Origin of the sequence: Brevibacterium ammoniilyticum, from assembly GCF_038429965.1 — a bacterium.
Classification (GTDB): Bacteria; Actinomycetota; Actinomycetes; order Actinomycetales; family Brevibacteriaceae; genus Brevibacterium; species Brevibacterium ammoniilyticum.
This window is the reverse complement of record NZ_BAABNP010000005.1, coordinates 26,048-38,373: the sequence shown is the minus strand read 5'-3', so window position 1 is coordinate 38,373 and position 12,326 is coordinate 26,048. Positions and strand designations below refer to the sequence as shown.

The window sequence follows — 12,326 nt, the reverse complement described above, 5'->3', positions numbered from 1 at the left end:
ATACACTAGGATGGAGGCATGGCGAAGTCAGAGGACCCGGGGGCACGGGTGTTCGGCGCGCGGGTCAGAGCCCGCCGTCGGCACAGCAGCCTCACGCTCAACGAACTCGCCGCCCGCGCCGGAATCTCCCGTGCGGCCCTGTCGAAGATCGAACGTGGGGAGCAGGACACCTCCGTGTCCAATGCGATGGGGCTCTCCCGCGCCCTCGGCGTCGATGTCGGCGAACTCCTCGCCGAACCTGAGGTCGTCATCACCCCGAGCGAATCGATCCTCGCCCTGTCCAGCTACGGCCCGGGCACGTGGCGCCGCGACCTCCCCTCGCCGACGGAGAACATGGAGGTCATCCACTACTCGCTCGACCCGCGCAGCGAGACCACGGCGATCGCCGCCCACCGTTCGGGGGCCCGTGAGACCTTCTACGTCCTCTCCGGCATCGTCGAGATCGTCACGATCGACCGGCGCACCACCTTGCGCGCCGGTGACTGCGCCCAAGCACCTGGCGACGTGCCGCACCAAGTCGCCAACCCCGGCGACCGCCCCGCCGAACTCATGCTCATCATCGTCTGATGTCGTACCGCCGTCCCACAGCGCCGTCGGCCACGACGGTGCGCACTCATCCACGTCGCAGGCCGGCGCGAACCGTGGTCGCGCTCGCCCTCACAGCAGTGCTCACTGCCGGTGTCGCTGGCTGCTCGAAACCCGGAGGCATGCCCTCGCTCGCCGAGGCGGATGCGGCGGTGCGGGAGATCCAAGACGCCTACCCCGGCATCGACGACCTCTCCGACGACGAGTCGACCGCGGAGACCGACGAGTCGACCGCGGAGGCCGAGGTGTCCTCCGAAGCCGATCCCGACGCCGCCGCCGCCGATGCCGGGGCTGAGTCCGACTCGGCTCCAGAATCCAGTCCCGAACCCGGCGCCGAATCCGACCCCGACACTGCTGAAGACCCGAGCGAGCACGGCACCACCGTCGTCCTCGACGACGAGTCCCGCCTCTCGGAGCCGGTGTCGGCCGCCGACGCCGCGGCGTGGGACGCGGTCGTGGGCACCGTCCCGGGCGATGTCCTGGACGCCGTGACGGAGGTGCGGTTCTTCACCGACGGTGCCGGCGGCGACCTGGCCGCGGTCGAGCCCACCGGTGCCTCCGACGGCGGCTGGAGGATGCTCTTGGACACGACCGACAGCGACCCCGACGACCCGGAGTTCATCCGCACGATCGTCCACGAGGCCTTCCACATCGTCACCCTCGGCGACAGTGCCTTCACCGCGGCATCCAAGCGCTCCTGCCCGACCCTCTATGTCGACGAGGGGTGCTTCGCCGAGGACGCCGTGCTCTTCGAATTCTGGTCCCGGTTCTGGTCCCCGCAGGCCACGGCCGACCCCGAGTTCGTCAACAGCTACGCGGAGACCGACGTCGTCGAGGACGCTTCCGAGAGCTTCACCCAGTTCGTCCTCTCACAGAGCCGGGACATGTCCGCGCCGAAGGTCGCGATGTTCGCCGAGCGCCCCGAACTCGTCGATCTGCGCGCGACGTTCGCGGAGAACATCCGGGCGAATCTGCCCGGGAAGGGTTGACGCACGGACCGCCCCTCGGGCATCCTTGTCGGGTCCCATTCCCGACGAAGGACACACCTGAGATGAAGTGACACCTCATTTCCGCACCCGCGGGCGATTCGGCCCCGCACATGTTCAGCGTGCACGAAATGAGGTCACTGATGCCTTCTGCCATCACCATCTCCGGACTCGGATACCGCCTCGGCGATGACACCGAGATCCTCTCCGGTCTCACGGCCACGATCCCGACGGGCACCGTCGGACTCGTCGGCGACAACGGGATCGGGAAATCCACACTCGCCGGCATCATCGCCGGCACCCTCACCCCGACCGCGGGCACCGTCACCGGTGCCGAGGCAGCCGTCCACATCGACCAGCTCCTCCCGCACCGGGATGCTCCCGTCGCGGCCGCCCTCGGCATCACCGGGATCCGCTCCGCCCTGCTGCGCGCGCTCTCCGGCGGCGCCGACGAGGCTGACTTCGAGATAATCGGTGAGGACTGGGACATCGAGGAGAGGGCCCTGTCCGCTCTCGCCGAGGTGGGGCTCGGTCTCGAGACCGCCGACCTCGATCGGGGGCTGAGGACCTTCTCCGGCGGTGAGGCGATGCGCATCGGCCTCGCCCGGGCGGCCATGGTCGGCTCCTCGTGGCTCATCCTCGACGAGCCGAGCAACAACCTCGACGGCACCGGTCGTGAGCTCCTGGCCGACCTGCTCTCCCGTCGTAGCGGGCCCACACTCGTCATCTCCCACGACCGGGACCTCCTCGAGACGGTGGACGCGATCGTCGAGATGACCGATGAGCTGCGGGTCTACGGCGGCGCATACACCGCGTACGAAGAGATGGTCGCGGCCGAGGAGGCGGCCAAACGGGCTCGACTCACCGAGGCGAAGAAGACCCATGCCATCGAGAAGCGCCAGCGCATCGAACTCGAGACCGCCTTGGCGCGCTCCGACCGGAAGGCGGCGACGGACAAGGCGAACAAGCGTCGGCCGAAGATCGTCATGAACGGACTGAGCGACTTCGCCCAGAAGTCGGCGGCGAAGCGTCGCGGTGACAAGGCCGCCGACGAGGCCCGGGCCGAAACGAACGTGCAGAGTGCGAAGGACGCCCTGCGCCGGGACTCCTCGATCACCCTCCACCTGCCTGAGACCGAGGTCCACGCGGGCAAGCGAGTGCTCGAGGTCGACACCGCGGACCTCGAGCGGCCGTGGACGATCGTCGGTCCCGAACGGATCCGATTGACCGGTCCGAATGGGGCCGGGAAGTCGAGCCTGCTCGCAGCGATCCGGGGGCGCCTCGAACCCGGAGTGCCCGTCGCCGAGCTCTTCCCCGGGTTGAGCACCGCCGTCCACGTGCCCATCGCCCACCTCGACCAGCAGTATCGTCTGCCCGCCGATGCCACCGTCATGGACGCCGTCCGTGACCCGAACCCGGGGCTGGAGAAGCACCGCGTCCACGAGGTGCTCGCCGCGATGGGACTGCGGGCCGGCCGGACCGAGCAGCGCTGCGGGACGCTCTCGGGAGGGGAGCGGTTCCGCGTGGCGCTGGCCGCATCCCTGCTCGCCGATCCGGCCCCGCAGCTGCTCATCCTCGACGAACCGGGCAACAACCTCGACCTCGCCTCCCAACGGGCGCTCACCTCGGCGCTCGAGGGATACGGGGGAGCGATGCTGCTCGTCACCCACGACGACCGGCTCGCAGCCGACCTCGGGGTCGACACCGAATGGGACGTCCGCGATCTCCGGGGCGGCAGCGACTCTGCCGCCGGCAGCGACCACGCGGAGCCTGCTGGCGGCAGCGACTCCGCGCGCGGCAGCAGCATGCCCGCGGACGCGGCCGGGGCACACGAGGAGGTCGCCCTGTGACCGGTGGGAGGCGAGCACTGTGAGGCAGGGAACGGCCGGGACGGTATCCGATTTGCCAGCCTTTGGGATAATGGGACGGTGAGTGTCATCAGCGAATCCACGTCCCCGGCCGTCAAGCCTCTGCGCATCGGTCCCATCGAGCTGTCCTCTCCGGTCGTGCTCGCCCCCATGGCCGGGATCACGAACACCGCGTTCCGCAGGCTGTGCCGCGAATACGGTGCCGGCCTCTACGTCACTGAGATGGTCACCTCGCGGGCGCTCGTCGAACGCAGCCCGAAGAGCATGCGGATCATCCACCACGAGCCGTACGAGACCCCGCGCTCCGTCCAGCTCTACGGCGTCGACCCGGTGACGATCGGGCAGGCTGTGCGCATGCTCGTCGACGAGGACCGCGCCGACCACATCGACCTCAACTTCGGCTGCCCTGTGCCCAAGGTCACCCGCAAGGGCGGCGGTTCGGCCCTGCCGTGGAAGCAGGACCTCTTCACCTCGATCGTCACCACCGCGGTCCGTGAGGCCGACCGCGGGGGCATCCCGCTGACGGTGAAGATGCGCAAGGGCATCGACGCCGACCACCACACGTACCTCGACGCGGGCGAGACCGCGCGCAACGCCGGGGTCGCGGCGATCGCCCTGCACGGTCGCACGACCGCGGACCTCTACTCGGGGACCGCGGATTGGGACGCGATCGCCCGCCTCAAGGACCACCTCGGCGACACCGTGCCCGTGCTCGGCAACGGGGACATCTTCTCCGCCGAGGATGCCCTGGAGATGATGGCGCGCACCAGCTGCGACGGCGTCGTCATCGGTCGCGGCTGCCAGGGACGGCCGTGGCTCTTCGGGGACCTCGCGAACGCGCTGAACGGCAGTGCGGAGCGCCACCGCCCCGGGCTGACCGAGGTGGCCCGTGCCGTGCGCCTGCACGGGGAGTACCTCGTCGATTACTACGGCGAGGAGTTCTACGGGGTGCGCGACCTGCGCAAGCACATCGCGTGGTACTTCAAGGGCTACCCGGTCGGCGGCGACCTCCGCAGCCGGCTCGCGATGGTCTCCTCCCTCGAGGAACTCGACGGCCTGCTGAACGAACTCGACGACGCTCCCTACCCGGGTGAGGCCGCCGAAGGCTCCAGAGGTCGCACGACCCGTCCGAAGCGGCCCCACCTGCCCGAGGGCTGGCTCGACTCCCGTGTCTTCGACTTAAGCGGCACCGCGCTGCTCGCCGAGGCCGAACTCGACATCTCCGGAGGATGAGCATGCCCACCGAGACCTCTGCCCGCATCGCCCAGGCCTCCGGGCTCGTCGCCGACTACACGCCGCGCGACGAAGAGCGCTGGGTCATCGAGCCGGCGAAGAACCCGCGCCGTTCGGCGTTCCAGCGCGACCGCGCCCGTGTCCTCCACTCCTCGGGGCTGCGGCGCCTCGGCGCGAAGACCCAGGTCGTCTCGCCGGGCACCGACGACTTCGTCCGCACCCGGCTCACCCATTCCCTCGAAGTCGCCCAGGTGGGACGCGAACTCGCCCGCTACCTCGGCTGCGACCCCGACATCGTCGACACCGCATGCCTGAGCCACGACCTCGGGCACCCGCCCTTCGGCCATCACGGGGAGACCGTGCTCGACAAGCTCTGCGCCGACATCGGCGGCTTCGAAGGCAACGCGCAGACCCTGCGGCTGGTCACCCGCATCGAACCGAAGGTGCTCGCCCCCGACGGTCGCCCGGCCGGACTCAACCTCACCCGCGCGAGCCTCGACGCCCTGACGAAGTACCCGTGGCCCCGGGCCGAGGCATCTGCCGGCCGCCGGGATTCGGGGGTGCGGAAGTTCGGGGTCTACGACGACGACATCGCCGTGTTCGACTTCTACCGCGCCGGTGTCGAGAACGGCCGCCGGTGCCTTGAGGCCCAGGTCATGGATCTGGCCGACGACATCTCGTACTCCGTCCACGACGTCGAGGACGCGATCGTCGCAGGTCACCTCCGCCTCGGCGAATTCACCGATGAGGTCCGCCGGCTCGAACTCTTCGAGATCACCCGGCAGTGGTACCTGCCCGAGACCGACGACGCGGAGATGGACAGGGCGCTCACCCGCCTCCAGGCCGCCGCGTACTGGCCGAAGGACGACTTCGACGGGTCCCGGCGCGCCCAGGCCGCGCTCAAGCACATGACGAGCCAGCTCATCGGCCGCTTCGTCGGCGCCGCGGAGGCCGCGACCCGGGAGGAGTACGGGTGGGAACCGCTCAACCGGTACGCAGCTTCCCTCGTCGTGCCCGAATCGACCGCCGTCGAGATCGCCGTGCTCAAGGGCATGGCGACCCTGACCGTCATGGTCGCCGAGGATCGCCTGCGCCTCCACGAGATCCAGGAGACCGTCATCACGGCCCTCGCCGAGTGGTACCAGGACCATCCGGACAGGCTCGATCCGATGTTCGCCGCCGATCACACCGAGGCCGCAGGCGATGCGGCGCGCCTGCGGGTCATCGCCGACCAGATCGCGTCGCTGACCGACCATTCGGCGTGGACGCTCTACCACCGGATCCAAGCGGGGACGGGAGACCGTCTCTAGACCATGGCCGGACTCATCAAGCGCGAGGACATCGACGAACTGCGCTCGCGCACGCGCATCGACGAGGTCGTCGGGGAGTTCGTCACCCTCAAGACCGCGGGCATCGGCTCGCTCAAGGGACTGTGCCCGTTCCATGACGAGAAGACCCCGTCGTTCACGGTCCGCCCGCAGGTGGGCATGTACCACTGCTTCGGCTGCGGGGAGTCCGGCGACGTCTTCACGTTCCTCCAGAAGGTCGAGCAGCTCAGCTTCGTCGAGGCCGTCGAGATGCTCGCCGGACGAGTGGGGATGCACCTACGCTACGAGGACGGGAAGGGCCCCGACCGGGAGCAGGCGAGCCGGCGGCAGCGTCTGCTCGAGATGCACGAGGTCGCCCAAAGGTTCTTCGCGCAGGCGCTGACCGAGGAGGCCGGTGGGATCGCGCGGGACTTCCTCGCGAAGAAGGGATTCCCGCCCGCGGACACCGCCCGCTTCGACGTCGGCTTCGCCCCGAAGTCATGGGATGCGCTCACCGGTCACCTGCGCCGGGCCGGATTCACCGACGAGGAGATCCTCGCCGCGGGACTCGCCAGCGAAGGCAGCCGGGGGATCTACGACCGGTTCCGCGGACGCGTGATGTGGCCGATCCGCGACCTCACGGGACGGACGATCGGCTTCGGCGCCAGGCGGCTCTTCGACGACGACCAGGGTCCGAAGTACCTCAACACCCCCGAGACCGCGCTCTATCACAAGAACCAGGTCCTCTACGGCCTCGACCTCGCCAAACGCGACATCGCGAAGTCCAAGCGCGTCGTCATCGTCGAAGGCTACACCGACGTCATGGCCGCACACCTCTCCGGTGTCACACAGGCCGTCGCGACGTGCGGCACGGCCTTCGGCGCCGAACACGTCAAGGTCGTCCGCCGTCTCATCGGCGATGACCCCACCGGTCAGGTGATCTTCACCTTCGACGGTGACGAGGCCGGTCAGAAGGCCGCGCTCAAAGCCTTCGAGTTCGACTCCGAATTCACCGCGCAGACCTTCGTCGCCGTCGAACCCTCCGGGCTCGACCCCAACGACCTGCGGGTGGACAAGGGCGATGCTGCCGTCCGCGAACTCGTCGACGAGCGCAAACCCCTCTTCGAGTTCGTCATCACCACCGCGATCGCCCAGTTCGACCTCGACACGGTCGAAGGCCGCATCGGCGCGGTCAATGCCGCCGCCGCCGTGCTCACCGGCATCCGCGACCGCACGAGTCTGAGCCACTACCACCGTTTCGTCGCCGGCCGCATCGGCGTCGACATCGCCGAGGTGGAGGCGGCGGTCAAGACCGCCCGCCGGCACCCGCGACCCCAGCAGTCCCGGTCGACCGGAACCGATCATCGTGGAGCGCAGGGTGCCGGCGGAGCTCCGTCGTCGCACGGCGGACAGCCGCGCGGAGGCACGGGTGCGGGCGGACCGAACGGCGGAGGACCGAGTTCAGGCGGTCCGAACGGCGGCGCCCCGAACGGTGGGAGGCCTCAGCAGAGCGGGCCCCACGTCGGCGGTGCGAACCGCGGCGGGGCGAATCGGAATGGTCAGAACCAGGGCGGGGGACCGGGCAACGGACCGGGCCCAGCCAGCCAGGGCACCGCGCCCGCACAGACCCCCGACCGGGCAGCCGGCGCTGATGAGCAGGGCATCGAATACGTCTACGACGAACGCCCCGACGTCTCGAACCTCTCGGCGCCGATCAGCCCAACGCGCCTGAAGACGGAGAAGGGCGCCCTCATGGTCGCCCTCCAGCATCCGGAGTTCGTCAACGCGAAGCTCTTCGACTCGCTCTCGGCCAACGCCTTCGAACACCCCGGCTACCGCCGCGTCCAAGCCGTGATCTCCGCGGCGGGCGGTCTGCGCACGGGTGCCGGGGACCCCGGACATTGGATCGAGTCCGTCATGGGCGCGGCTGATGAGGAACTCAAGCCCGCGATCGCTCAGCTCCTCGTCACCCCGCTGCCGGTGTCCGAAGGCGTGAGCGCTGAGAAGTTCGCGCAGGGCATCGTCGCGAAGCTCTTCGACTTCGACCTCGAACGCATCGCCAAGGAACTCCACTCGCGTCTGCAGCGGCAGTCCGCCTCCGACGCGGACGCGCAGACGGCGCTGCTGCGCCAGCTCCAGGTCCTCGAACAGCACCGCGTGAGGTTGCGCGAACTCATGATGTGACTCGGCCCGCCGCCCTCTGAGACCGGCGCACCCCACCGGCTGCGTGAAATACTGCACAATTGCAATTTTGCAGTTGATGAAAACTTGCAGATGGTGCAAGATTGTCGGCATGGCCGAACACGAATCCCTGCGGACGAAGAAGGCGCGACAGACTCGCACCGCCCTCCATGAGGCGGCGATCACCCGTGTCCTCGACCAGGGACTCGACGCGGTCACCGTGGCGGCGATCGCCGCCGACGCCGGTGTCTCCCCGCGCACCTTCTTCAACTACTACCAGACGAAGGAAGATGCGATCGTCGGCCTCGACACCTCGAGCATCGACGCCCAGCTGGTGACCGACTACGTCGAATCCGACAACGGCATGGAGACCCTGGCCGAAGACACCGCGAACTTCGTCCGTGAGGCTCTCCTCGTCGGCACCGACCCGCGCCTGTCGACTAGGCGGCGGCAGCTCTTCGCCGCCTATCCGGAGCTCGTGACGAAGCGGTTCGAGCAGGTCGAAGCCCTCGAGGAGCTCGTCTCCGCGCATGTGCTCGCCCGGCTGCGCCACCTCGGGCAGGAGTTCTCCAGTGAGGACTCGGCGTGGCGCAGTGCGCGGATGCTCACCCAGATGTGCATGGTGCCGCTCCAGCACGCGGGACGTGTGGTCAAGCGGTCGCCCGACCTCGTCGCCGAGCCGGGCGGAACGAAGGACGTCTACGACGACTCCTTGGGGCTCTTCCTCAAGGTGCTCGACCGACTGCGATGAAAGCTGAGATGAGAAGCAACGAAGACTTCAGGACCGGGACAATGACCAACGCACCCGAGAACCACACCAACGAGACCCAACCCATGACCACCTCGGCGATCATCCTCCTCTTCGTGGGACTGATGATCGCGATGTTCATGTTCTCCCTCAATCAGACCGTGCTCGCCACGGCCCTGCCGACGATCGTCGGCGAACTCGACGGCGTCGACCAGATGCTGTGGGTGTCCACGGCGTTCATGCTCGCCTCGACGATCATGATGCCCATCTACGGCAAGGTCGGCGACCTCTTCGGTCGCAAGCCCCTGTTCATGTTCGCCATCAGCTGCTTCCTCCTCGGATCGGTGTTCGCGCTCATCGCGAACGAGATGTCGATGCTCATCCTCGGCCGTGTCCTCCAGGGCATCGGCGGCGGCGGGATGATGATCCTCTCCCAGTCGATCATCGCCTCGGTCGTGCCCCCGCGTGAACGCGGGAAGTACATGGGCATCATGGGCTCGGCCTTCGCCGTCTCCTCCGTCGCCGGACCCCTCATCGGCGGTTGGCTCACGGAGGGACCCGGCTGGCGCTGGGCGTTCGCGATCAACTTCCCGCTCGGTGCCATCGCGCTCGTCGCCGCCGCGGTCTTCCTCAAGATCCCCAAGCACCACGGGGGGCCGCGGCCGAAGATCGACGTCGGCGGCATGGCGCTCATCTCCGTGGTCACCTCGTGCATCGTCCTCGTCTCCGCATGGGGCGGACACGACTACGAATGGGGTTCGTGGCAGATCAACGGTCTCATCATCACCGGGGCGCTCGCGATCATCGCCTTCATCATCGTCGAGTCCAAGGTGAGCGAACCGGTCATCCCGCTGTGGCTGTTCAAGAGCCGCGACTTCCTCCTCTCGACCATCGCCGGCCTCTTCATCGGGGTGAGCATGTTCGGCGTGCTGTCCTACATGCCCACCTACCTGCAGATGGTCCACGGCATCGACGCGACCGTCGCCGGTCTGATGATGGTGCCGATGATGGGCACGATGCTGCTGTCCTCGACGATCGTCGGCTTCGTCGTCGCCCGCACCGGCAACTACAAGCGCTACCCGCTCATCGGCATCCTCCTCATCGGCGCCGCCCTCGTCCTGCTCTCGACGCTGCAGGCCGACAGCCCCGCGTGGGAGCCGATGGTCGGACTCGCCCTCTTGGGCCTCGGCCTGGGTCTGAGCATGCAGATCCTCGTCCTCGTCGTCCAGAACGCCTTCCCCGTCGAGATGGTCGGCACCGCGACGGCCGCGAACAACTACTTCCGCCAGGTCGGCGCGACCTTGGGCATGGCGTTCATCGGCTCCGTGTTCACGCAGCGCCTGCTGGAGAACATCACCTCGGGAATGCGGGAACTCTCCGCGGGCGGGGACGGCGGGGGACTGCCGCAGGTCTCGTCCACGGGTCTGACCCCGCAGATCGTCTCCGAGCTGCCCGAACCCATCCACAACCTCATCATCACCGCCTACAACGATGCGCTCGTCCCGCTCTTCCTCTGGGTCGCGCCGCTCGCCTTCGCAGGCTTCCTCATCCTCCTCTTCCTGCCGAACACTCCGCTTGCGCAGACCCTGAAGAAGCAGGATCAGGCGGCCCGTGAGCATGTCGCCGTCCATGACCACGCCGAGGTTGCCGCGGCCTCTCCGGCATCGGATAGTCTGGGCGTGCCGACGACACCGAAAGCAGCGGATGACGACTCTGACGATTCTCACGACACCCCACGACGAGGTGCCCGAGCGACTGACTGACCTCGCCCGGTCCGGTGACGTCGAGGTCCGCATCGTCACCGCGGACGGGCTCGCCGAGGCGCTGCCGGGCACCGAGGTGCTCCTCCTCTGGGACTTCTTCTCCACCGCCTTGGCCGACACGTTCGACCGTGCCGATGCGCTGAGGTGGGTCCATGCGGCGGCCGCCGGGGTCGACTCGCTGCTCTTCGACGAGCTCGTCGACTCCGAGGTCGTCGTCACGAACGCCCGCGGCGTCTTCGACCGGCCGATCGCGGAGTTCGTCCTGGGCTTCCTGCTCATGCACGCGAAGTCGAGCGTCGCGTCATTGGACGATCAGAGTCGGCAGCGGTGGAACCGGCGGTCGACGAGCGATCTCGCCGGCACGCGCGCACTGGTCGTCGGGACCGGAGCGATCGGGAGGGAGGTCGCCCGCGTCCTCGCCGCTCTGGGAGTCGAGGTCGTCGGTGCGGGCAGTCACGCCCGCGACGGCGATGACGACTTCTCGACGGTCATCGACTCCCGGGAGCTGACTGCCCACCTCTCCGGCATCGACTGGGTCATCGACGTCGCCCCGCTCACCGATCGCACCCGCGGTCTCTTCGACGCGAGCGTGTTCGCGGCCATGGAGGAGCATGCGTTCTTCGTCAACGTCGGGCGCGGGGCCACCGTGGAGACCGCAGCGCTCGTCGACGCACTGGACTCCGGCACGATCGCCGGTGCCGCCCTCGACGTCGTCGATGTCGAACCGCTGCCGGCCGACCATCCGCTGTGGAGAGCGGACAACGTCATCATCACCCCGCACATGTCCGGTGACACGAACGGTTGGCGCATGCGGCTGGCCGACCAGTTCCTCGAACTCTTCGCCCTCCACCGGGCGGGTACGCCGTTTCCCCACACCGTCGACAAGAAGGCAGGATTCGTCCGATGAGCACATTCGACGGTGATGCGGAGCGCACCTATCTCGCCCGGGTGCTCGCCGAACTCACGGCGATCAGACGGGCCCGGCTGCTGAGCATGCTCGTCCTCGCCGCGGCGATGCTCGTCGCCGGCCTCGGCGCGGCCTTCCAAGCGCAGGGGGAGAGGACCGATGCGGTGCTCCTGTTCTCCGCCTTCAGCCTCATCATGATCGGCATCGTCTGCGCGATCGGTGCGATCATCGCGTGGACCCGGCTGGGCCGGGACCCGCTCGACTCCGTGGCGGCGAGGCGACCGGCCACCACCCGTGCCCCGCGGACCCCGGGCGGGGGGATGGCGATCGCGATCGGCTTCGCCGTCGTGGGACTCCTCCTCGGATTCCTCCTGTGGGCGCAGACGCCGATCCTCGCCGTCGCCGTCGTCCTCGCGTGCCTCCTGCTCGCCTGCCTCGGACCGATCTGGGCCCGTGAGCTCTCGAGTGCCGATGACCGGTTCGCGCTCATCCTCGCCTCCGATGACGAGCTGGCCACGCGGTTTGAGACCTTCACCCCGATCTGGCTCCACGACGCCGTCGAGAGCGAACGCCGGGAGGACTGAGCGAACGCCGAGGGGACTGAGCACCTCGGTGAGAAGACTGAGCCACCTCGGCGAGGGAAGCTGCGGCCGTGAATGCGAGGAAGCGGCGCTCCCGATGTTCTGGGGGCGCCGCTTCACTGTGCGAACTGAGGTGACCGACTCAGACGGCTGCGTCAGCCGACTGA

The 12,326-nt window shown here is 68.5% G+C and carries 10 protein-coding genes; all 10 read left to right on the top strand.

What is annotated here, in order from left to right; all coding sequences use genetic code 11:
• The first annotated feature begins 18 nt into the window (after nucleotides 1-18).
• The 10 genes from AAHA49_RS07205 (at nucleotide 19) to AAHA49_RS07160 (ending at nucleotide 12,162) form a co-directional block, all read left to right on the top strand.
• Nucleotides 19-567 (top strand): helix-turn-helix domain-containing protein, encoded by a 549-nt coding sequence (locus AAHA49_RS07205; RefSeq protein WP_339392812.1) that lies wholly within the window; start codon nucleotides 19-21, stop codon nucleotides 565-567.
• Nucleotides 568-707: 140 nt separating this feature from the next.
• Entirely contained in the window at nucleotides 708-1,574 is an 867-nt protein-coding gene (locus AAHA49_RS07200) for a hypothetical protein (RefSeq protein WP_342037791.1), read from the top strand.
• A 140-nt stretch (nucleotides 1,575-1,714) separates the two neighbouring features.
• Nucleotides 1,715-3,421: an ATP-binding cassette domain-containing protein gene (locus AAHA49_RS07195; RefSeq protein WP_342037790.1), complete on the top strand. Its 1,707-nt coding sequence runs from the start codon at nucleotides 1,715-1,717 to the stop codon at nucleotides 3,419-3,421.
• Nucleotides 3,422-3,499: 78 nt separating this feature from the next.
• Entirely contained in the window at nucleotides 3,500-4,672 is a 1,173-nt protein-coding gene (dusB, locus tag AAHA49_RS07190) for a tRNA dihydrouridine synthase DusB (protein WP_342037789.1), read from the top strand.
• Nucleotides 4,673-4,674: 2 nt separating this feature from the next.
• Nucleotides 4,675-5,982: a deoxyguanosinetriphosphate triphosphohydrolase gene (locus AAHA49_RS07185; RefSeq protein ID WP_342037788.1), complete on the top strand. Its 1,308-nt coding sequence runs from the start codon at nucleotides 4,675-4,677 to the stop codon at nucleotides 5,980-5,982.
• A 3-nt stretch (nucleotides 5,983-5,985) separates the two neighbouring features.
• Nucleotides 5,986-8,163, top strand: coding sequence for a DNA primase (gene dnaG, locus AAHA49_RS07180; protein WP_342037787.1), 2,178 nt, complete (start codon nucleotides 5,986-5,988; stop codon nucleotides 8,161-8,163).
• Between the two features lie 109 nt (nucleotides 8,164-8,272).
• Nucleotides 8,273-8,911 carry a TetR/AcrR family transcriptional regulator gene (locus AAHA49_RS07175; protein ID WP_339392807.1) on the top strand — a complete coding sequence of 213 codons (639 nt, stop codon included), beginning with the start codon at nucleotides 8,273-8,275 and terminating at the stop codon, nucleotides 8,909-8,911.
• 41 nt (nucleotides 8,912-8,952) lie between these two features.
• Nucleotides 8,953-10,671 carry a DHA2 family efflux MFS transporter permease subunit gene (locus AAHA49_RS07170; protein WP_339392806.1) on the top strand — a complete coding sequence of 573 codons (1,719 nt, stop codon included), beginning with the start codon at nucleotides 8,953-8,955 and terminating at the stop codon, nucleotides 10,669-10,671.
• Nucleotides 10,613-11,578: a D-2-hydroxyacid dehydrogenase gene (locus AAHA49_RS07165; RefSeq protein WP_342037786.1), complete on the top strand. Its 966-nt coding sequence runs from the start codon at nucleotides 10,613-10,615 to the stop codon at nucleotides 11,576-11,578. The genes AAHA49_RS07170 and AAHA49_RS07165 overlap by 59 nt, the downstream gene beginning before the upstream one ends.
• A complete protein-coding gene (locus AAHA49_RS07160) occupies nucleotides 11,575-12,162 on the top strand; it encodes a hypothetical protein (RefSeq protein WP_342037785.1) in 588 nt (195 codons plus the stop codon). Before AAHA49_RS07165 ends, AAHA49_RS07160 begins: the two co-directional genes overlap by 4 nt.
• Nucleotides 12,163-12,326 lie beyond the last annotated feature (164 nt).

Coding starts and splice junctions, on each gene's coding strand:
- AAHA49_RS07205 (WP_339392812.1), top strand. CDS start 19: ATGGCGAAGTCAGAGGACCCGGGGGCACGGGTGTTCGGCGCGCGGGTC.
- AAHA49_RS07200 (WP_342037791.1), top strand. CDS start 708: ATGCCCTCGCTCGCCGAGGCGGATGCGGCGGTGCGGGAGATCCAAGAC.
- AAHA49_RS07195 (WP_342037790.1), top strand. CDS start 1,715: ATGCCTTCTGCCATCACCATCTCCGGACTCGGATACCGCCTCGGCGAT.
- AAHA49_RS07185 (WP_342037788.1), top strand. CDS start 4,675: ATGCCCACCGAGACCTCTGCCCGCATCGCCCAGGCCTCCGGGCTCGTC.
- dnaG (WP_342037787.1), top strand. CDS start 5,986: ATGGCCGGACTCATCAAGCGCGAGGACATCGACGAACTGCGCTCGCGC.
- AAHA49_RS07175 (WP_339392807.1), top strand. CDS start 8,273: ATGGCCGAACACGAATCCCTGCGGACGAAGAAGGCGCGACAGACTCGC.
- AAHA49_RS07170 (WP_339392806.1), top strand. CDS start 8,953: ATGACCAACGCACCCGAGAACCACACCAACGAGACCCAACCCATGACC.
- AAHA49_RS07165 (WP_342037786.1), top strand. CDS start 10,613: ATGACGACTCTGACGATTCTCACGACACCCCACGACGAGGTGCCCGAG.
- AAHA49_RS07160 (WP_342037785.1), top strand. CDS start 11,575: ATGAGCACATTCGACGGTGATGCGGAGCGCACCTATCTCGCCCGGGTG.